Origin of the sequence: Stakelama sediminis, from assembly GCF_014199335.1 — a bacterium.
Taxonomy (GTDB): Bacteria; Pseudomonadota; Alphaproteobacteria; order Sphingomonadales; family Sphingomonadaceae; genus Sphingomonas; species Sphingomonas sediminis.
The window spans coordinates 609256-629973 of sequence record NZ_JACIJI010000002.1 but is presented as its reverse complement, the minus strand read 5'-3'; the positions used below and the strand labels follow the sequence as shown (position 1 = coordinate 629973).

Annotated in this window: 21 protein-coding genes and 1 tRNA gene; 8 read left to right on the top strand and 14 right to left on the bottom strand. The window is 59.6% G+C overall.

What is annotated here, in order from left to right; translation table 11 throughout:
• Positions 1–135 precede the first annotated feature (135 nt).
• Positions 136–212 (bottom strand) — tRNA-Arg (locus FHR23_RS09505).
• A 61-nt stretch (positions 213–273) separates the two neighbouring features.
• Here FHR23_RS09505 and FHR23_RS09500 point away from each other — a divergent pair.
• The gene (locus FHR23_RS09500; RefSeq protein ID WP_184003325.1) at positions 274–1017 is read left to right on the top strand and encodes a queuosine precursor transporter; all 744 of its coding nucleotides are present in this window, start codon (positions 274–276) and stop codon (positions 1015–1017) included.
• Between the two features lie 173 nt (positions 1018–1190).
• Here the strand turns inward: FHR23_RS09500 and purQ are convergent, their stop codons facing one another.
• On the bottom strand, positions 1191–1856 hold the full coding sequence (gene purQ / locus FHR23_RS09495) for a phosphoribosylformylglycinamidine synthase subunit PurQ (RefSeq protein ID WP_184003185.1): 666 nt from the start codon (positions 1854–1856) through the stop codon (positions 1191–1193).
• Positions 1853–2083, bottom strand: coding sequence for a phosphoribosylformylglycinamidine synthase subunit PurS (gene purS / locus FHR23_RS09490; protein ID WP_184003182.1), 231 nt, complete (start codon positions 2081–2083; stop codon positions 1853–1855). Before purS ends, purQ begins: the two co-directional genes overlap by 4 nt.
• A gap of 123 nt (positions 2084–2206) precedes the next feature.
• Between purS and FHR23_RS09485 the strand changes: the two genes are divergently transcribed.
• Positions 2207–2356: a hypothetical protein gene (locus FHR23_RS09485; protein WP_184003180.1), complete on the top strand. Its 150-nt coding sequence runs from the start codon at positions 2207–2209 to the stop codon at positions 2354–2356.
• Between the two features lie 31 nt (positions 2357–2387).
• Here the strand turns inward: FHR23_RS09485 and purC are convergent, their stop codons facing one another.
• Positions 2388–3167, bottom strand: coding sequence for a phosphoribosylaminoimidazolesuccinocarboxamide synthase (purC, locus tag FHR23_RS09480; RefSeq protein WP_184003178.1), 780 nt, complete (start codon positions 3165–3167; stop codon positions 2388–2390).
• Positions 3168–3471: 304 nt separating this feature from the next.
• Here purC and FHR23_RS09475 point away from each other — a divergent pair, with 304 nt between their 5' ends.
• The 3 genes from FHR23_RS09475 to FHR23_RS09465 all read left to right on the top strand — a co-directional run bounded on the left by FHR23_RS09475 (position 3472) and on the right by FHR23_RS09465 (position 8944).
• A complete protein-coding gene (locus FHR23_RS09475) occupies positions 3472–4773 on the top strand; it encodes an OmpP1/FadL family transporter (RefSeq protein WP_184003176.1) in 1302 nt (433 codons plus the stop codon).
• 173 nt (positions 4774–4946) lie between these two features.
• The gene (parC, locus tag FHR23_RS09470) at positions 4947–7187 is read left to right on the top strand and encodes a DNA topoisomerase IV subunit A (RefSeq protein ID WP_184003173.1); all 2241 of its coding nucleotides are present in this window, start codon (positions 4947–4949) and stop codon (positions 7185–7187) included.
• A gap of 44 nt (positions 7188–7231) precedes the next feature.
• Positions 7232–8944, top strand: a complete 1713-nt coding sequence (locus FHR23_RS09465; RefSeq protein ID WP_184003171.1) for a putative bifunctional diguanylate cyclase/phosphodiesterase — start codon at positions 7232–7234, stop codon at positions 8942–8944.
• On the opposite strand, the gene FHR23_RS09460 is transcribed toward FHR23_RS09465, so the two are convergent.
• Genes FHR23_RS09460 through FHR23_RS09445 form a run of 4 tightly spaced genes read right to left on the bottom strand, consistent with a single transcriptional unit; the run spans position 8923 to position 11843 of the window.
• On the bottom strand, positions 8923–10125 hold the full coding sequence (locus FHR23_RS09460) for a CCA tRNA nucleotidyltransferase (RefSeq protein WP_184003169.1): 1203 nt from the start codon (positions 10123–10125) through the stop codon (positions 8923–8925). The genes FHR23_RS09465 and FHR23_RS09460 overlap by 22 nt on opposite strands.
• On the bottom strand, positions 10113–10715 hold the full coding sequence (locus tag FHR23_RS09455; protein WP_184003167.1) for a CoA pyrophosphatase: 603 nt from the start codon (positions 10713–10715) through the stop codon (positions 10113–10115). Before FHR23_RS09455 ends, FHR23_RS09460 begins: the two co-directional genes overlap by 13 nt.
• Positions 10712–11275, bottom strand: a complete 564-nt coding sequence (locus tag FHR23_RS09450; protein ID WP_184003165.1) for a DUF1285 domain-containing protein — start codon at positions 11273–11275, stop codon at positions 10712–10714. The genes FHR23_RS09455 and FHR23_RS09450 overlap by 4 nt, the downstream gene beginning before the upstream one ends.
• A gap of 49 nt (positions 11276–11324) precedes the next feature.
• Positions 11325–11843: a GNAT family N-acetyltransferase gene (locus tag FHR23_RS09445; protein WP_184003163.1), complete on the bottom strand. Its 519-nt coding sequence runs from the start codon at positions 11841–11843 to the stop codon at positions 11325–11327.
• Between the two features lie 78 nt (positions 11844–11921).
• On the opposite strand from FHR23_RS09445, the gene FHR23_RS09440 reads away from it, so the two are divergent.
• The 3 genes from FHR23_RS09440 to FHR23_RS09430 all read left to right on the top strand — a co-directional run bounded on the left by FHR23_RS09440 (position 11922) and on the right by FHR23_RS09430 (position 13746).
• On the top strand, positions 11922–12554 hold the full coding sequence (locus tag FHR23_RS09440; RefSeq protein WP_184003161.1) for a glutathione S-transferase family protein: 633 nt from the start codon (positions 11922–11924) through the stop codon (positions 12552–12554).
• Between the two features lie 63 nt (positions 12555–12617).
• The gene (locus FHR23_RS09435; protein WP_184003159.1) at positions 12618–12989 is read left to right on the top strand and encodes a dihydroneopterin aldolase; all 372 of its coding nucleotides are present in this window, start codon (positions 12618–12620) and stop codon (positions 12987–12989) included.
• Positions 12990–12999: 10 nt separating this feature from the next.
• Positions 13000–13746, top strand: a complete 747-nt coding sequence (locus FHR23_RS09430) for an SDR family oxidoreductase (RefSeq protein ID WP_184003157.1) — start codon at positions 13000–13002, stop codon at positions 13744–13746.
• Between the two features lie 10 nt (positions 13747–13756).
• Here the strand turns inward: FHR23_RS09430 and FHR23_RS09425 are convergent, their stop codons facing one another.
• The 6 genes from FHR23_RS09425 to rpoD form a co-directional block, all read right to left on the bottom strand.
• Complete coding sequence (locus FHR23_RS09425) at positions 13757–14935, bottom strand: vWA domain-containing protein (protein ID WP_184003155.1); 1179 nt, start codon at positions 14933–14935, stop codon at positions 13757–13759.
• A gap of 72 nt (positions 14936–15007) precedes the next feature.
• Complete coding sequence (locus tag FHR23_RS09420) at positions 15008–15568, bottom strand: CHAP domain-containing protein (RefSeq protein ID WP_184003153.1); 561 nt, start codon at positions 15566–15568, stop codon at positions 15008–15010.
• Positions 15569–15645: 77 nt separating this feature from the next.
• On the bottom strand, positions 15646–16488 hold the full coding sequence (locus tag FHR23_RS09415) for an AAA family ATPase (protein ID WP_184003323.1): 843 nt from the start codon (positions 16486–16488) through the stop codon (positions 15646–15648).
• Between the two features lie 77 nt (positions 16489–16565).
• Positions 16566–17231 (bottom strand): DUF6975 family protein, encoded by a 666-nt coding sequence (locus FHR23_RS09410; protein ID WP_184003151.1) that lies wholly within the window; start codon positions 17229–17231, stop codon positions 16566–16568.
• A gap of 115 nt (positions 17232–17346) precedes the next feature.
• The gene (locus FHR23_RS09405; protein ID WP_184003149.1) at positions 17347–18174 is read right to left on the bottom strand and encodes a nitrogen regulation protein NR(II); all 828 of its coding nucleotides are present in this window, start codon (positions 18172–18174) and stop codon (positions 17347–17349) included.
• A gap of 507 nt (positions 18175–18681) precedes the next feature.
• Positions 18682–20712 (bottom strand): RNA polymerase sigma factor RpoD, encoded by a 2031-nt coding sequence (gene rpoD / locus FHR23_RS09400; protein WP_184003147.1) that lies wholly within the window; start codon positions 20710–20712, stop codon positions 18682–18684.
• Positions 20713–20718: the final 6 nt, after the last annotated feature.

Below are 20718 nucleotides of genomic sequence, written 5' to 3'. Positions count from 1 at the left end.
GCATGACGCCCCATATCGGCAATTCCACGAAACCACCCGCAGACGATCCACTTATCGAGCGCCGATCCCTGTTCAGACCAACCCGGCCACCTCTGACAACGCCAACGCAAAGAGACGTAACCCAATTACGAAACTTGGCGCGCCCGGCAGGGTTCGAACCTGCGACCCCAAGCTTAGAAGGCTCGTGCTCTATCCAGCTGAGCTACGGGCGCGCACGCTGCACCGCATAACGGCAATTGAACGGTTTCGGAACAGGCATCATAACGTTTGATGATGGATAGTCAGCATATCGGTAAACCCGAACAGGTCGATGCCCGCACGGTAACGGGCGGACATTTTCGTTATTTCGATTTCATGATGGCGGCATTCGTCACCATATTGCTGCTCTCCAACGTGATCGGTGCGGGCAAGGTGGCTGAGGTCGATCTGCCTGTCATCGGCGTTCAGCCGTTCGGGGCGGGCATCCTGTTTTTCCCGATTTCCTACGTGCTCGGTGACGTGCTGACGGAGGTTTACGGCTATGCGCGTGCGCGCCGCTGCATCTGGGCAGGGTTCGGGGCAATGCTGTTCATGGCGTTCATGTCCTGGGTGGTCGTCGCCATGCCGCCTGCGCATGACTGGACCAATCAGGCGGCGTATGAAGCCGTGTTCGGTCAGGTTCCGCGCATCGTTTTCGCCTCGATCGTGGCGTTCTGGGCAGGCGAATTCGTCAATTCCTATGTGCTTGCGCGGATGAAAGTGTGGACGGGTGGGCGGATGTTATGGACCCGGACGATCGGCTCGACGATTTTCGGGGAAGGGGTGGACAGCCTGATCTTCTATCCGCTGGCGTTCCTCGGTGTCTGGGAACCGTGGCTGGTGGTGCAGGTGCTGGTGACCAACTGGACGCTGAAGGTGATGTGGGAAGTCGTGCTGACACCGGTGACGTATATCGTCGTCGGCTTCCTGAAACGGCGCGAAGGGGTGGATGTGTTTGACAACGACACCAACTTCACCCCGTTTCGAACGCAGGTTTGATGTATCGCAAAGCACAGCGCTGAGAAGGCGCTATTCCCATGTGCAGGCCGCGTCAGGGCATGAGGCGCTGCCGATATAGCGGCGTCGATCCGTTGGCTGGCCTCTTATCTCCGACAAGGGGCCGGAAGGGGAGCATGGGTCGGCGCCGCGCTTTTGCCCATCCGTGGGCGGCTTCAGGCAATTGCGGCGAGCAGGCCTTCGAACAGCACGCGACCATCGCTGCCGCCATGCGCATCCTCTATCCGGCGTTCCGGATGCGGCATCATTCCCAGCACATTGCCGCGCATATTCAAGATGCCCGCAATGTTGCGCGCCGAGCCGTTGATGCTGTCGCTATACCGGAATGCTACCCTGCCTTCGCTCTCCAGCATGTTCAGCGTTTCGGAGTCGGCGAAATAATTGCCGTCATGATGGGCGACCGGAATGGTGATTTCCTGCCCCTGCCGATAGCCGGAGGTGAAGACCGACTGACTGTTCTCCACAATCATGGGAACATCGCGGCAGATAAAATCCAGATCGCGATTGCGCATCAGCGCGCCGGGCAGCAGGCCGGTTTCGGTCAGCACCTGAAAGCCGTTGCAAACGCCGAGCACCGGCACGCCGCGCTCCGCCGCCTCAACCACGGCCTGCATGACCGGGGAGCGCCCTGCGATCGCGCCGCAACGCAGATAGTCGCCATAGGAAAAGCCGCCGGGAAGTGCGATCAGGTCGAGATTGTCCGGCAAGGTGCTGTCGCCATGCCAGACCATGGCCGAAGCCTTGCCCGTAACCTGCTCCAGCGCCACCGCCATGTCGCGGTCGCAGTTGGAGCCGGGAAAGACGATGACGGCGGTCTTCATATCCGTTCGATCCGATAGTTTTCGATCACGGTATTGGCGAGCAATTTGCTGCACATCGAATCGATAGCCTTGTCACTGGTGGAATCGGCAACTTCAAGCTCGAAAATCTTGCCCGCGCGGACATCGCTGACGCCATCGAAGCCGAGCGAGCCGAGGGCGTGCTGAATGGCTTTGCCCTGCGGGTCGAGCACGCCGTTTTTGAGGGTGACGACGATGCGAAGCTTCATGGCTGGCCTCTCTTGCCTGGCAGGTAGATGGTTTGCGCGCCCTATCGCGCCGCGCCCGCGCCCGCAAGCTTCATCGGTTATTTACGCAATGCTGTCAGCATGACGCGCGAAAGGATGCCGATAATGGCTTTTATCGCAATTGTGCTGTTCATCGCGCTGTTCGCCTTCGGCGGTAATTATTTCGGCTGGCAGGATCCATCGGGGCAGGTCCAGCTTGCGCTGGTCTGCGCGTTTATCTTCGGCGTCATCGCGGGGCTGAAAGCCAAAGGGTAATGCGGGCCGCGCAACGGCCCGGCATCGGTGATTATTTGCCGCGCAGCTTGCGATGGCTGTCGAGGTCGAGGACCGGCGTATCGCCGTCTTCGGGGAGCAGGCCGAGGCGGCGCGCAACCTCCTGATAGGCTTCGACTTCTCCGCCAAGGTCGCGGCGGAACCGGTCCTTGTCGAGTTTTTCGCCGGACGCCATGTCCCACAACCGGCATCCGTCGGGGCTGATTTCATCGGCGAGAATGACGCGGCTGAATTCATTTTCCCAGATGCGCCCGAACTCCAGCTTGAAATCGACCAGCCGGATGCCGATGCCCGCAAACAGGCCGGACAGATAGTCATTCACGCGAATCGCCATATCGGCCATGTCGTGCAGTTCTTCCTGACTGGCCCAGCCGAAACACAGGATATGCTCGTCGCTGACCATAGGATCGCCCAGCGCGTCATCCTTGTAATAATATTCGATGATCGTGCGCGGAAGCTGTTGCCCTTCTTCAACGCCGATACGCTTGGAGAGCGATCCGGCAACGACGTTGCGCACGACGACTTCGATGGGAACAATCTCGACCTGGCGGATAAGTTGTTCGCGCATGTTCAGGCGGCGCAGGAAGTGGGTCGGAATGCCGATCCCGCCGAGCAACGTGAAGATATGCTCTGAAATACGGTTGTTCAGAACGCCCTTGCCGCTGATCGTACCCTTTTTCTGGGCATTGAAGGCAGTCGCATCGTCCTTGAAATACTGGATGAGCGTGCCCGGCTCCGGTCCTTCATACAGGATCTTGGCTTTGCCTTCGTAAATCTGGCGGCGGCGAGCCATGCGATCGATACCCCTTATAAAATGACTGGCCCCGACGGTTTCCGGCGAACAGCCGGATGGAGCCGGGGCAACAAGGCCGTTGCCTATACCGGATGCATGAATGGCGCGCAATCGACCTTGGCTGGACTGAAAAACAAGTTGCGAGAAGGAACCTTTTGGTGCCATGGGCGCTTCCCCAACGCCGGGTAATCCATTTTTCCGACAAGCGGTACGCGACGTTATTGAGGAAAAGTGCCGGAGTGTTCGAACTTTCTCGATTCGGGTTCGGACAGGTAACGATAATTATTCGCGTCAGGAGTTTCGGATGTCCCGTAAGTTTGCTTATGCCCTTGCCGCGTCGACTTTGGCGATTGCGGCCGTTCCCGCTCATGCCAGCAGCTTCAACCTGCATGACCAGTCCGCAAAGGGTGAGGGGCGTGCATTTGCCGGTGGCGCCGCAGCCGCCGACGATCCGTCGACCGTCTATTTCAACCCGGCGGGAATGACCGAACTGGGCAAAGCTGCGATTTCGGTGAACAGCCAGTTTATCTTCGTCCATAGCAGTCAGCAGAATGAGAATACGACGCTGCAATATCCCGGCGTGCCGGTTGCCGTCCCGGTGCAGGGCGACAATGGCGGTCAGCCGTTTGCGCAGCCGGTGGTCGTTCCAACGGGCTTTGCGGTGGGTCGTGTCGGTGATTCTCCGGTCTGGCTGGGGCTCGGCATTACCGTACCGTTCGGGTTCAAGGCTACGTACGACAGCAACTTCTTCGGCCGCTATGACTCGCTCAATTCCGATCTGAAGGCGATCGATGTTCAGCCCAGCATTGCCGTCAAGCTGAATGACCATTTCTCGATCGGCGGCGGTATCGATATTCAGCAGATCAACGTGACGCTGGACAGCGCGCTGCCCAATCTGGTGCCCGGCGCGCCCGATGGCCTTGCCCATGTAAAGGGTAACGATCTGTCCGTGGGCTGGAATCTTGGCGCTACGGCCACCTTCGGCGCGGTGCGTCTGGGCGCGCATTATCGTTCGGGGATCAAGCATCATCTTGGCGGCGCTTATGACATCAGCGGTCTGCTAGGTCCGCTGGCGGGCGCGAACGGCAGTTATTACGCCACCGCACCGCTCGACCTGCCGGGTATTGCAACGGTCAGCGCCATGTATGGTGTCGGCAAGCCTTTCCGTCTGATGCTGACCGGCAAATATTATAACTGGTCCACGTTCAAGGATATCGCGATCAATCCGATCGGCGCAGCCCCCACGGTCAGCCCGCAAAATTATCGCGATACCTTCTCCGTCGCGGCGGGTGCCGAATATGATCTTTCGAACAAGCTGACGCTGCGCACCGGCACGATGTACGATGAAACGCCGACGGTCGACGCCTATCGCACGACGCGCGTTCCCGATGGCAACCGCATCTGGGCATCGGCAGGCATGACCTATAACCTGTCAAAGAAATTCAGCTTCAACCTGTCCTATGCGCACATCTTCGTGGGCAAGGAGCCGCTGGATCGTACCGACGTGCTGTATCAGGGGACGCCCGCGCAGACGATCAGCACCGTGCGCTCCACCAACACCGGCAACGCCGACATCATTGCGACGTCGCTGACCTGGCATATCTGAACCAAGAGGCGGTGCGGGGAAAGACTCTCCCGCACCGCCGATTTCCTCTTTTTGCATATCCGCACGATAGTGCGATCACGATTATCAGATAAAACTGACGCTGCGCATGCCCTTTTGCCATTGCGCGCATTGATGATCTCGCAAGCGGCAATTCAGGCTGCTATCGAACCGATATGGCAACCGAATTTTCCGATCCTTTCGACCAGATTGTCGATGCGCCGTTCGATAGCGCGCTTTCCGAACGCTATCTGGTCTATGCGCTCTCCACGATTACCGCGCGGTCGCTGCCCGATGTCCGCGACGGGCTGAAACCGGTGCATCGTCGCCTGCTCTGGGCGATGCGGTTGCTGCGGCTCGATCCCAGTCAGGGGTACAAGAAATGCGCGCGCGTCGTCGGCGACGTGATCGGCAAATACCACCCGCATGGCGATCAGTCGGTCTATGATGCGATGGTCCGGCTCGCGCAGGATTTCGCGCTGCGCTATCCGCTGGTCGACGGGCAGGGGAATTTCGGCAATATCGACGGCGATAATGCCGCCGCCTATCGCTATACCGAGGCGCGGCTGACTCAGGTTGCCATCGACCTGATGACGGGGCTGGACGAGGACGCCGTCGATTTTCGCGCAACCTATAATGGCGAGGAGCGCGAGCCGGAACTGTTCCCCGGCCTGTTCCCCAATCTGCTGGCCAATGGCGCGAGCGGCATCGCGGTGGGTATGGCGACCAGCATTCCGCCGCACAATGCCGCCGAACTGATTGACGCGGCGGTGATGCTTATCGACAATCCGGGTGCCGACGACGCAGCGGTGATGGGCCATGTGAAGGGACCGGATTTTCCGACGGGTGGCATCGTCGCCGACAGTGCCGAGGTAATTGCGCAGGCCTATGCCACGGGACGCGGCTCCTTTCGCGTGCGCGCACGCTGGTCGGTCGAGGATCAGGGGCGCGGTACCTGGGTCGCGGTGGTGCACGAAATTCCCTATGGCGTGCAGAAGGGCAAGCTGATCGAGCAGATTGCGACGATCATCAATGACAAGAAACTGCCTATTCTGGCCGATATTCGCGATGAATCCGATGCCGAGGTGCGCATCGTGCTGGAGCCGCGCAGCCGCACGGTCGATGCAGAAACCATGATGGACGGGCTGTTCCGGATGAGCGATCTGGAAAGCCGGTTCAGCCTGAACCTGAACGTCCTCGACGCCACCCGCACGCCGCGGGTGATGAGCCTGCGCGAGACACTGACCGCGTGGGTCGAGCATCAGTTCATCGTGCTGCGCCGGCGTACCGAACACCGGTTGATGAAGATTGCCGACCGGCTGGAACTGGTCGGCGGCTATATCATCGCTTTCCTCAACCTCGACCGGGTGATCGAGATCATCCGTACCGAGGATGAACCCAAGGCGATGATGATGGCCGAGTTCGGCCTGACTGACCGGCAGGCGGAGGCGATCCTCAACATGCGGCTGCGCTCGCTGCGCAAGCTGGAGGAGATGGAGCTTCGGCAGGAACGCGACGCGCTGGAAAAGGAACAGGCCGAGCTTGAAAAGCTGCTGGGTTCCGAAGCGCGGCAACGCACGCGGCTGAAGCGCGATCTGGGTAAGATCCGCGAGCGCTATGGCCCGGAGACGGTGCTTGGACGACGGCGCACGCTGATCGAGGAAGCGGCACCCGCGCGCGATATCCCGCTGGAAGCGATGATCGAGCGCGAGCCGATTACCGTGATCGTGTCGCAGCGGGGCTGGATTCGCGCGATGAAAGGACACACCGATCTTGCTGCCGCCGACACGCTGAAATTCAAGGAAGGCGACGGCCCGCGTTTCGCTTTTCATGCGCAAACGACGGACAAGTTGTTGCTCGCCGCGGAAACCGGGCGTTTCTACACGCTGCCCGCCGACAAGCTTCCCGGCGGCCGCGGTTTTGGCGAGCCGGTGCAATCGATGATCGATCTCGAAGCGGCAATGGTCGGGATGTTGCCCGCCAGTGCTGCAGAAAAGCTGCTCGTCGTTGCGGATGACGGGCGGGGTTTCGTGGTAAAGACCGCCGATGTGATTGCCGAAACCCGCAAGGGCAAGCAAGTGATGAACCCGCGCAAAGGGGCTGTGATGAAGGTGCTTCGTCCGGTGGAGGCGGAGGATGACTATGTCGCGGCGGTGGGCGAGAACCGTAAGCTGGTCGTGTTCCCCTTGTCGGAACTGGCCGAACTGACGCGCGGGCAGGGGGTGCAGTTGCAGCGTTATCGCGACGGCGGGCTGTCCGATGCGCGGACGTTCCGCTTCGACAACGGGCTAAGCTGGACCATGGGGGGCGAGCAGGGGCGCACGCGCACGGAGCCGGATATGTCGAACTGGCGTGCAGCACGTGGTGCCGCGGGCCGGATGCCGCCGACGGGCTTTCCAAAAGACAATCAATTTTGATTTTTTGACCGCCTCTTAACCAATTGGCGGCTAGCGAGAGACATATGTTTCTCGGGCGTTTCAGAGCTGAACCGGATAGTTCGTCGGCAGAGGTGCCGACGGCAACGTCGATTTTGCATCCTTTTCTGCCCGAAGAAAGTTCCGATCTGCTCAATCTGATCCCCGTGGCGGCAGCGATTGTCAGGTTTGAAGAGGAACAACCCGCCATCGTGGCGGTCAATCGGATGTTCCGACTTTCAGGCGTGGGCACGGAGCGTATGCGATCCGTACTATTGAGCGAGCTGAAAGAAGAGCTGACGGCGTTTTTTCAGTCGACCGATGCCCAGAAGCGCTTTTCGTGGAAATATGGCAATGCGGTGGAATACCGCTATTTCGATGTATTGCTGGCGCGTCGCGAACAAAGTTCGGAGCGGCCGGTATGCCTGCTGACGCTGCTCGACCAGACTGCCGAACTGCGTACCCAACAGAATCTGCGTCGCGAAATGCTGACCGACAGCCTGACCGGCTTATGCAATCGGGCAGGATTTGGCGAGGTGATCGAAGAACGCGTCACCAACGATAATCGCGATAATTTTGCTGTGCTGGCCGTCAACCTGAATGGGTTTAGCCGCATTAACGCCTGTATGGGCGCCCTGTCCGGCGACGAGTTGCTGATTTCGGTCGCGCGGCGGTTGAAAGGCGCCCTGCGCGGTCGTGACGTTCTGGGCCGGACCGGAGGCGACGAGTTCGCAATCCTACTCCACGTCGATGATGCGACGGATGATGCACTGGAAGTCGCAGAGCGCATCCAGGAAGTGCTGACTACACCGTTCAGCCTTTCGGATTTCGAGATACGCATCGATTGCGCAATCGGGATCGCATTGGGATGCGACCAGATGGCGGATGCGGAAGATATGATTCGTCATGCCCAGTTCGCGGTAAAACGCGCCAAGCGTACCGGACGTACGGAAGTTTATCAGAGCCGTGTATTCGATGTGGCGCGCAAGCAATTCAGGATCGAGACCGAGTTGCGTCGAGCGATCGAAACCCGCGCCCTCACACTGAATTTTCAGCCGATTTGCGATCTGTCGACGGGAAAGATTACGTCGTTTGAATCGCTTGCCCGCTGGCGTACCGAAGACGGTACCGAACTGACTCCAGGCGAATTCATACCTGTGGCTGAGGAGTCGGGGCTGATCGTTCCCCTCGGTCGCTGGGCGCTGGATGAGGCGGTTCGTACCATGTCGATCTGGAATCGTGCGGCTGACGGAGATTGCGGTGTGAAGCTGGCGGTCAATCTGTCGGCAATTCAGCTTCAGCGCGACAGGGTGCCGGTCGTGCTGCGAGAGGCATTGGAACGCCACGGCGTCGACGGCAGCCATATCGTCCTCGAACTGACCGAAAGCGCGCTGGTGACGGACCCGGATGGTATCGCGCATACGCTTCGCGGTCTGAAAGATCTTGGTACGACGCTGGCGATGGATGATTTCGGTACGGGCTATTCGAACCTTGCCTATTTGCAGACCCTGCCGATCGACGTGCTGAAGATCGACCGAAGCTTCATTCAGGGCATGATGGGGGACCGTGACAAGATTGCGATTGTGCGCGCCATCCTGTCCCTGGCCCAGGCGCTGGGCATGCAGACTACCGCAGAAGGTATCGAGTCGAATGAACTGGCGCAGACGCTGGCGGCGCTGGGCTGCACCTACGGACAGGGCTTCCTGTATGCCAGGCCGCTAAGCGCGGACGACGCATTTCAGTTTTTACGCGATTCCTGATTGACGATGTGATCCGCGATCGTCTCGACACGCGACGCGTCGGGAAATCCTTCAGCTATCCATTGCGCCTCGGCACGTTGCAGCAGGCGGGCCACCTCCGGTCCCTTTGCCACGCCACGCGCAACGATGGCGCCGCCGGTCAACGGGAAACGAGGGACTTGCCAGTTCTTCAGGTGGCGCACCGACCGGATTGCATCGTCGTCCCCCTGGTGCAGCAGCAGCCGGTCGATGGCGGTATCGATTCCCAGCCGATAGGCCAGTGCTTCGGGTGGTGCATCGACGGTTCCCGTCGCGCTCACGAGGCGGCGCTGCTGCGCTCTCGACAGTTTCAGGCGGGCACCGACCGCCTCCGCGACACCTTTTTCCGGTGGCAGGAGCGCGGCAAGACGACGGATGGGATCGGGGGATATTCCCGCTTGCTGTTCGGCCCCGGCGAGCCGTGAAAGATGCTTTGCACCCGCAATGCCTATTTCCGGCAACACCGGTCGGAAAATTCCATGCTCGACCATCAATGCGACGATGCGAGGCGCTGCTTTCGCAACCAGCAGCTTGAGCAGTTCGTCAGCGATCCTTTCGCGCGACAGAGCCATCAGGTCATTCGCCCGCGCGGCACAGGCTTCCAGTCCTTGCGGATCGGGGGCATCGCCGAACCGGGCGAGAAAGCGGAAGAAACGCAGGATGCGAAGATGATCTTCGGCGATGCGTTGCATAGGATCGCCGATAAACCGCACCCGGCGCTCGGCAAGATCGGACAGGCCGCCGAAATAGTCGAAGATCCGACCGCTGGCCGGATCGGCATAGAGCGCATTCATCGTGAAATCGCGCCGCGCGGCGTCGGCTTCCCAGTCGTCGGTATAGGCAACGACCGCATGGCGTCCATCGGTCGAGATGTCGTGGCGCAGCGTCGTCACCTCGACCGGCCCGCCTTCCAGAACTGCTGTGATGGTGCCATGGCGCAGACCGGTCGGCACCACCTTGATGCCTGCATCTTTCAGACGTTCCATTGCGGTTTCCGGCCGCAGGGGAGTGGCGATATCGACATCGGCAACCGGCAGGTTGAGCAGCGTATCGCGTACCGCGCCACCCACATAGCGCGCTTGCCCGTCCCCCAGTATTTCGGTCAGGCGGGCAAGGCCGGGGCGATTGCGCCACGCTGCGTCGGGGAGGATTATCGACTCCATCGCAGCCGTCGCGACAGGTTGACGATCATCGCGGCCGTGGCACCCCAGATGCGGCGCTCCCCCCAGATGATTTCATAATAATGCCGCTCGCGCCCCTGCCACTCCACGGCGGTTTCGACATGGTTCGCTTCGTCGAGCAGGAAATCGAGCGGGACTTCGAACCAGTCCTGCACTTCACCCGGTTGCGGGACAAGCGCTAGGTCGGGCGGGATAACACCGACAACGGGCGTCACCTGAAAGCCTGTGATCGTGCGATAGCGATCGGCGGTTCCGGCGACAGTGACGCTGGAGGGCGGCAGGCGCAGTTCCTCATCGGCTTCACGCAGGGCAGTTGCAACCATGTCGGCATCGTCGGCATCCATCCGGCCGCCGGGAAAGGCGATCTGCCCGGCATGACGGCGCAAATGTTGTGTTCGCTGGGTCAGGATGACTCCGGGGGCGGCGCGGTCGGTAATGGGCACGAGCACGGCCGCTTTGACCAGACTTTCGTCCGGTCCAACCGTTTCATCGCGGATATCGCCTGTCAGCAATACCGGCGGATCCTTGTCGCTATCGGCGAGTGCGGTCCGCAAGCGCTCAATCAGCATCATGCCACATTCCCGACCGGGAAGAATGCGCCGCAGCTCCAGATGCCGGGAACGCCGGCCTGTTCGGTCACGCGTTCGGCAAGGTCGTAATAGACGCTGCGCACGATCAGTGCGTCAAGGCCGTCGCGTACGCGCAGATAGGGATGGGGGCCATCGTCACGCGGCTCAAACCGGATCGGATGCTCGGCATCGGCAAGAACCAGCTCGTCGGTGTTGAGGCGAAATGCCAGCCGCGACGCGATGCCTTCACCTCCCACCTTCATCTCGACCGCGACGAATGGCGCATCGTCCACGATAATATCCAGCTTTTCCACCGGCGTGACCAGCACATAGCCGCCATCTTTCTCCCGCCGCAGAATCGTCGAAAACAGACGGACCATGGCTGGACGTGTGATCACAGCCCCCTGATGAAACCAGCTTCCGTCCGGGGCGATGCGCATGTCGCTGTCGCCGCAATGGGCGGGGTTCCAGTCGGCGACCGGAGGCAGCTTCTTCTCAGCGGCCAGCCGCGCAATGTCGGCAAGCGAAAGGTCGGCCAGATCGGGTAGCGTGTTCATCGGCATTGGCGCTTCGTTAGGGCACTCTGCCGGGCCGGGGCAAGCCATTGCTAACTCAGCGCGTGCGTGGTCCCACTATGCCGGGAAGGGCAGGGATCGCATCGCCCAGTGCGAGCAGCCGGTGGCGTTCGAACGGACCGGGTAGCCGCCACCCGCCGGTATGCGCATCGCTGAACCCGAACAGGCGGCCATAATAGTCCGGATCGCCGATCAGCATCAGGCCATCCCGTCCGGCAAGACCGGTATCGGCAGCGGCAAGTTCGATCACGCGCCACATCAGCGCCCGGCCGATACCGACATCCTGATGGTCGGGATGTACCGCCACCGGGCCAACCATGATGAGCGGATAGATATCCTGCGTCGTGGTCAGTTGAACCGGCCAGCATTGAATCGATCCGACGAGATCATGGGTTGTCGGTGCAAGCGCCGCGAAACTGAGCGATGAAATCGCCGTCATCCCGTCGCGCACCTGATAGGCGGTGCGCTGATGTCGATCGACTCCGAACACGCTGTCGAGCAGCGCTTCGACAGCATCGGGGGGGATGTGATCGAGGGGAACAAGGCTTGGTTTCATGCAGTCCGCCAGCATGGACGAGGAGAGCGGCGCGCTTTAGCTTGCGGTGGCGAAATTGCAAAGCATGGGATGCCGGACATGAAACTCTACGACGCAGAATGGGCGCCCAGCCCGCGGCGAGTGCGGGTCTATCTCGCCGAAAAGGGGATTACGGTGCCGATGGTCCGCCTGAATCTGCGCAAGGGCGAGCATCTCGGCAACGAGTATCTTGCGGTGAACGATCGCGCGACCGTCCCGGCGCTGGTGCTGGATGACGGGAGCGTGCTGGAGGAGTCGGCGGCAATCTGCCGTTATTTCGAAGCGCTGCATCCCGATCCGCCGCTGTTCGGCACTTCGCCGGAAGAAATCGGCCGGATCGAAAGCCGCATTCGCCAAGTAGAAGCGGAAGGCTATGCCGCGGTGGTCTACTGCTTTCGTAACAGCGCACCGGGGTTCGAGGATCGCGCCGAATCGGGAAACTGGCCGCCCCTGCCGCAAATTCCGCAGCTTGCCGAGCGCGGACGCATCATGTGGGACAGTTTCCTTCAACGCCTTGATGCAAATTTGCAGGATCGGGAATGGATTGCGGGCGACCGGTTCAGCTATGCCGACATTACCGCAATGGTGGCGGTCGATTTCGGCATATCGGTACGGTTGCCGGCACCGGAAGAACGCGAAAACGTTTTGCGCTGGCACAAGGCGGTATCTGCCCGGCCAAGCGCGCAGGCCTGAGGGTTTCGCTGTCGGCATTGTCTGCTATGGCGCTTGCCATTCATGGGTACAGAAAGGTTCGTCGTGTCCGATCGCTTGCTGTTGCAGGTTCATGACCTTGAGGTCGAAGTGCTGACGGGTGTCTATTCCGAAGAGACGCACCTGCCGCAGCCGTTGCGTATTTCGATGGACGTCGACCTTGCCTGTCCCGAACATTTTGACCCTGATACGCCGCTTTCCGCGTCGAAAAGCTATCTCGACCTGAAACATGCCGCGACCACGGCGCTGCCGCAGGGCGTGCATTTCACCCTGATCGAAGGGGTGGCCGATCATATTGCCGATACCCTGTTCATCGAGGACGAACGCGTACAGCAGGTGACGATCCGGATCGTCAAACTAGCCATCGCTGAACAGGGCGAATCGATCGGCATCACCCTTACCCGCAAGCGTAAATAGGGGAGCAGGCGTGCCGCTAGCCCTTGTCACCGGCAGCACCAGACGCCTGGGCGGTCATATTGCCGCGCGGCTGGCCGAATCCGGCTGGGCAGTGGCATTGCACGGCAGTGATTCGGGGGAACCGGAACCCTGGCTGGCCGAACAGCTTGATGCAGCCGCAAACGAATGGCATGGATTTGCAGCCGATCTTGCAAGCGACGACGCACCGACGGCCCTGATGAGGGACGTAACGCGCCATTTCGATATGCCGGTGGCGTTGCTCGTCAACAACGCTTCACTGTTTGCGCCGAGCGAAAGCGGTACGCCGGATGTGGCGGCGCTGGTCGAGCATTTCAGGATCAACAGTGCCGCGCCCTTCGCACTGGCGGCATTGGTGGCAGGGCAGGGGCAGGATGCAAGTGTCGTACACATCCTAGACCAGCGCATCCGCCATCCGCATGGCGATCAGCAGGCCTATACCCTTTCCAAAATGGCGCTGAGCGAAGCGGTGCGGCTGCAGGCCCGGACGTTCGCGCCACGCGTGCGGGTGAACGGCGTCGCGCCTGGGCTAACGCTGCCGACCGGGGAATATGGGGAGGACAAGATGGAGCGGCTGGCCGCCATGATGCCGCTGGAATGTTTGCCTTCGCCCGACGACATTGCCGATGCGGTGCTGTATCTGGCCGGGGCGAAAGCGGTGACGGGGCAGGCGCTGTTTGTCGACGGCGGTGCCTCGATGATCAGCTACGACCACGATTTCTTCCGCCTCGTGGAATGAGGCCCTGACCCTAATGTTTGCGGCTTAACTCGCGCATCGCTTCATCGAGACCATCCAGCGTCAGCGGATACATGCGATCGTGCATCAGCGTACGGATCATCTGCGTCGAATGCGAATAGCCCCAATGTTCTTCGGGTACGGGATTGAGCCATGCCGCGGCCGGATAGGTATTGGTGAAGCGCTCCAGCCAGACCGCGCCCGCTTCCTCGTTGAAATGTTCGACCGACCCGCCGGGGTGGCTGATCTCATACGGACTCATTGCCGCATCGCCGACAAAGATCACCTTATAGTCATGGCCGAATTTATGGAGCACGTCCCAGCTCGGCGTGCGTTCAGTGAAGCGGCGACGGTTATCCTTCCACACGCCTTCGTACAGGCAGTTGTGAAAATAGAAGAATTCGAGATTCTTGAATTCCGAGGTGGCGGCGGAAAACAGTTCCTCGCAAACCTTGATATGCGGGTCCATCGACCCGCCGATATCGAGGAATAACAACAGCTTCACCGCATTATGGCGCTCAGGGCGCATATGCACGTCGAGCCAGCCCTGACGCGCGGTCCCGGCGACCGTGGCGTCGATATCGAGTTCATCAGCAGCCCCTTCGCGTGCGAACCGGCGCAGGCGACGCAACGCCACCTTGATATTGCGGGTACCCAGTTCCTTGCTGCTGTCGAGGTTGCGGAATTCGCGGTTTTCCCAAACCTTGATCGCGCGCTTGTGGCGGGACTGGCCGCCGATGCGGATTCCTTCGGGATTGTAGCCGGAATTTCCGTAAGGCGAGGTGCCCCCGGTGCCGATCCACTTGTTGCCGCCCTGATGGCGGCCTTCCTGTTCGTCCAGCCGTTTTTTCAGCGTTTCCATGATCTCTTCCCAGGAGCCGAGCGATTCGATTTTCGCCATCTCCTCTGGGCTGAGATATTTTTCGGCAATCGCGCGCAGCCATTCCTCGGGCAGTTCCTCTTTGCCCGTGCCGTACTGCGTTTCCAGACCGCGAAACACCTTGGCGAATGCCTGGTCGAACCGGTCGAGCAATCCTTCATCCTTTACGAAGGTCGCACGCGCCAGATAGTAAAAGGCTTCCGGCGTATCCTCGATCACCTGCCGGTCGAGCGCCTCAAGCAGCAGCAGATGCTCTTTCAGGCTGGCCGGAATGCCGGCGGCGCGCAATTCGTCGATGAAGGACAGGAACAATAGGGCCTCCGCTGCTGAGGCTTTCCCTTTTGAAGCCAGCGGTCGCCTGCGTAAAGGCGCCTCAACAAGCGCTCAACCTCCGTAAGCGTCGATCAGCGAGCCGACATAATCGGGATGGCGTTCGGTAATTTGCGGAGAGGCATGCACATCTCTGCCGCTGACGGTCTCGCCATAGATGAAGCCATATATGGGATAGGTGGTGGCACCCAGTCCATCGTTGGAATTGTACCAGACCCGCACTTCGCTCCAGTCATTGTCGGGCGAAACATCGACCAGCGTGACGTCGCGTTCGACATGGCCGCGCTCTCCGTCGATGCGCGACCAGTTGGCATGCGTCACCATCAGGACACGGTGATCAACGATGCGGCTTACGACCGCGACATGGCCGAGTGGCAATTGCGGCGATTTGGCGAAGACCAGTACCGACCCGATGGCCGGCAGACTGCCGCGTTCATATCGGCCCTTGGCCTTGCCCCACCATGTCCAGGCGTCACCATGAATCTCGATACCGGACGCTTCGCGAGCGAAGGGAACGCACTGTCCCTGATAGTCGAGGATATTGCCGGCAAGGGCCGGATGCGCCGTGACCGCGAGTATGAATGCGGCAAAAAAGGAAACCACCACGCTACGCATGAGCAAAGGCTATCGACGCGAACTTGCCATTCGGTTTGCGGCTTTGGTTGACGAATGATTTATAGGGTGTTCAGACGCTATTTCTGACGGCGCGCCATAAAAGCGAGCCGTTCGAACAGCATCACATCCTGCTCATTTTTCAGCAGCGCGCCATGCAGCGGTGGAATCGCCCTGGTGGTATCGCGCGATTGCAGCACGTCGAGCGGCATATCCTCGTGCAGCAGCAATTTCAGCCAGTCGAGCAGTTCGCTGGTCGACGGCTTCTTTTTCAGGCCGGGAACGTCGCGGACTTCATAAAAAATATCCATCGCGCGCGACACCAGCAGCTTCTGGATGCCGGGGAAATGCACGTCGATGATTGCCTGCATCGTCTCGCGATCGGGAAATTTTATATAGTGGAAAAAGCAGCGGCGCAGAAATGCGTCGGGCAGATCCTTTTCATTGTTCGAGGTGATGACGACGATCGGGCGTTCCTGCGCGTGCACCGTCTCTCCGGTCTCGTACACATGAAATTCCATGCGATCGAGTTCGAGCAGCAGGTCGTTGGGAAATTCGATATCGGCCTTGTCGATCTCGTCGATCAGCAAGACCGGCAGTTTTGGCGATTCGAACGCCTCCCACAGCTTGCCCTTGCGGATATAGTTGGCAATGTCATGCACGCGCTCATCGCCAAGCTGCCCGTCACGCAGCCGGGCGACCGCGTCATATTCGTACAGGCCCTGTTGCGCCTTAGTGGTCGATTTAACGTTCCAGCTTATCAAGGGCGCATCGACTGCTTTGGCGATTTCATAAGCCAGTACCGTCTTGCCGGTGCCCGGTTCGCCTTTGACCAGCAAAGGGCGTCGCAGCGTGACGGCGGCATTGACCGCAACTTTCAGATCGTCAGTGGCGACGTAGCTTTGCGTACCTTCGAAGCGCATGGACATCCCGATTTCCCGATAGTTCAGATTCGGGATAGAGGTGCGAAGGGGATGCAGGCAAGCGCTGCCTTGCGACTTCAGGCGCGTTCGCGAGCGCCCATGCGTGTTTCCAGCAAGTCCCAAAGACCGCTATGCTGGATCAGCAACTGACGCGCGCCGAACAGCATGGCGCGTTCGATCGGAAGCGATTGCGCGACCGTGTTGACCAGCAAAGCCGTATCCTTCTCGCTGGGCAGAGAACGCGTTGGAGAAGCCATGCTCAGGCGATTGGCAGCATTATCCAGAATTCCACGGATTGCAGGCCATTCCAGTACCAGCGCCACCACGGCACCGATCGCGCAGCCCTTGCGATCGGACTGGGCGAGCATGTCGAGCGCATGGCATTGGGCGGCGACGGCGGCTTCCGATTCGGCATGGCCGGGCGTGCTGGGCGGCGGACCGGCGGCAGCAGAAACAGCAGCCATAAACGATCGCTCCTGAACGAAAGCAGTTGCCGCCTGGTTGAGCCAGTCAACCGCATCTGCCGTAGTGATATGGTCGCCGGCAAGGTCGATCATGCCCGGCAAACGGCCATGCAAAATACACAGGAAATGAGCCGAGTCGGCGAGATCGCGCATCGGTACAGACGCCGTGGACAGCCTGCGTACCATCGCATGGGCGCTGCTGCCGCCGTTGCGGTCCAGCGCCTGAATGGTTTCCCAGCTACCGCCGAATGCGGCAAGATCAGCGCGTTCCAATGGCATAAGCCCCCGATCACTCCATATACCTGTTGAACCGAATACCGGTGCACAGGGATGAATAGAGCAAAGCTTATACCGAAGCGCGTAAAAGCATGGTGTACGTGACGTTAAGTAGCAGTCAACCAGACGGACAAAGTACCAGCACCGCTTCAACGCCTTTGATACCCGTCAGGCTGGTTAATGGTGCAAGGCCGATACGAACCGGCTGCATGCTGCCGTCGTTTACCAGCAACTGCGCTGACAATCGGGTCGAACCTTCCCCGTTCATTACGGCGTTGACGGCATCGCCAACCTGGGCTCGCGATTTCACATCGAACAGGGAACTGAACCGTATGCTTTCCAGAAGCTCGGTTCCGAGCTTTGTCATGGCTGACAGGCTGGGCGTCGGCGTCGTCACGAATCCGCGTGGGTTGATCTGGACCGTTGCCAGGCCGTCGACCGCGGCAAGTGCCGAATCGATTGCCCGGAGAGCCCGTTGCGCACGATCGCGATCTTCCGTCAGCGTTGCATCCTCGCCGATAATCGCCGCGCCATAGGGCAATGGAATAGTGATCAGCGAAATCTTGCGATGTGTCGGCTTTTCAATTTCGAGGTCTATGCGTTCCTGAACCCCGGAATCGATGACGCGCCGCGCCAGCGTGGTAAGAAACGGTCCGAACGGTGCCTGTACAAGCTCACCGAGCGGGCGTGCCCGCCAGCCCTCCTCACTGATGCCGAAGAAGGAGCGGGCCGGTAAATTGCAGCTACGCACCGTGCAGTCGTGATCGATCAGCAGGACGAGTTCGGTAAGGGATGCAAGCAGGCGTTCACGTTCATCGACCAGCGCACTGTCTTCATGCTGAAGGGACTTCAGGCTCTCGAGATGTTCGATCGCAGCGAGCACAAGGCGCGGTCGCCCGTGATGCATGATATAAACGGGCTGGTCTCTGGCCCGATCCTGCCACATGCCGAAATTTCGTACGATCTGCGATGCAGTTGCGCATTGCGAAAAATCAGATGCGTCATGATCGACAGACATAGTTTTCTTGGAAAGTCCGGGCATTCCTCAATCTTCCGAATAAGAAACTAGCGATTTGCGTAAAATACAGCAAAATCGCTCGCAAACATGGAAATAAGCCACCAATTTCGACTGGTGTTTGAAGTTATTTCCAATAATTAGCCTACTATATAGGGTTACATACTCCGTATCGGAGATAATTCAAACCCTTACAATACGGATTTTCCCGATTGTGAACTCTACGAAGCTTATCGTTGTGTAAATAAGCTGAGCTGTAGAATCCTTCATCTATGGAGAGAGAGAGGCGCCATTGCGGAGATTCGACTACGGATCAGCGGGCGTGCTTAATCCTGCTCTTTCTATAGTCGTACGATCCTTGGTCCGCGATCGTATAAAATATGCCCGTCAGCGGAATGGTCCCCCGCTGACGGGCATTAACTTTGGATATCCGGAAACTTACTGGTCGAGGAAGCTGCGCATCTTGCGGCTGCGCGACGGGTGCTTCAGCTTACGCAGCGCCTTCGCTTCGATCTGGCGGATGCGCTCGCGCGTCACGCTGAACTGCTGGCCGACTTCCTCCAGCGTGTGATCGGTGTTCATGCCGATGCCGAAGCGCATACGTAGCACGCGTTCCTCACGCGGGGTGAGGCTGGCGAGCACCCGTGTCACCGTTTCTTTCAGGTTGGACTGAATTGCGGCATCCACCGGGATGATCGCGTTCTTGTCCTCGATGAAGTCGCCGAGATGCGAATCTTCCTCGTCGCCGATCGGCGTTTCGAGGGAGATCGGCTCTTTGGCGATCTTCATCACCTTGCGCACCTTTTCGAGCGGCATGGAAAGGCGCTCGGCCATTTCCTCCGGCGTCGGTTCGCGGCCCTGTTCGTGCAGGAACTGACGCGAAGTCCGCACCAGCTTGTTGATCGTTTCGATCATATGCACGGGAATGCGGATAGTGCGCGCCTGATCCGCGATCGAGCGGGTAATCGCCTGCCGAATCCACCAGGTCGCATAGGTGCTGAACTTGTAGCCGCGGCGATACTCGAACTTGTCGACCGCCTTCATCAGGCCGATATTGCCTTCCTGAATCAGGTCGAGGAATTGCAGGCCGCGATTGGTGTATTTCTTTGCGATGGAGATCACGAGGCGCAGATTGGCCTCGACCATTTCCTTCTTCGCGATCCGCGCCTCACGTTCGCCCTTCTGCACCATGTTGACGATACGGCGGAACTCGGCGAGCGCCATGCCGGTCTGCTGAGAAATGTCAGCGATTTCGGTGCGGATGCGATCAACGGCATCGGCCTCGTTTTCGGCGAAAGCCTTCCACTTCTTGTCGATCCCGGCAACCGATTCCAGCCAGCCCTCGTCCAGTTCGTGGCTGATATAGGAATCGAGGAAATCCTTGCGCTTCACCTTATGCCGTTCGGCAAGGCGCAACATCTGGCCGCCCAGTGCGGTCAGGCGGCGGTTGAAGCTGTAGAGCTGATCGACGAGATATTCGATCTTTGCCTGATGGAACTGAACGCTTTCCACCTCGGCGGTCAGGTCTTCGCGCAGCTTCTGATATTTGCGCTCGTCGCTTGCCGACAAATCGTCGCCGGCGGCCATGGCGTCGAGACGCTTGCCCTGCATCGACGAGAATTTCTTGTAGATGGCGGTGATGTTGGCGAACTTCTCAAGCGCTTGCGGCTTGAGCGTTTCCTCCATCTGGGCAAGGCTCAGCGTGTTGTCCTCGTCGTCATCGTCATCGCGACGTTTCGATTCGCCCGATTCGCCGTCCTCGTCCGAATCGTCCTCTTCCTCGATATCGTCATCGTCCTTGAACGACGGTCCGGCATTCTTTTCAGAAATTTCGCCGTCATCGTCATCCTCGTCATCGGACAGGCTCTCGGGCGCAGGCTCTTTCGTCAGCATTGCGTCGAGATCGAGGATTTCGCGAAGCTGCATCGTGCCTTCGTTCAGCGCCTCGGACCAGCCGATAATCGCGTTGAAGGTGATCGGGCTTTCGCACAGCCCCAGAATCATCGTGTCGCGACCGGCCTCGATCCGCTTGGCGATGGCGATTTCGCCCTCGCGCGAAAGCAGTTCGACCGCGCCCATCTCGCGCAGATACATGCGCACGGGGTCATCGGTGCGGTCGACCGTTTCCTTTTTCTTGGTCTCGACCGCAGGCGCTTTCTGGTCCTGATTGTCGTTCCCGTCGATCGCGTCGGGACCGTCATCGTCCTGCTGCTCGCCGTCTTCGCCGCCCTCTTCGTCATTTTCGACGACGTTGATGCCCATATCGTTGATCGTGGACATAATGTCCTCGATCTGCTCGGACGACATCTGGTCCTGCGGCAACATTTCGTTGAGCTGGTCGACTGTGATGTAGCCGCGTTTTTTCGCCTTCGCGATCAGCTTCTTGATCGAGCCCTCATTCAGGTCGATCAGCGGTGCGTCGCTCGTATCATTTGCTTCGGCAACGTCCGCCGTTTTCGCCTTCGCCATTAACTG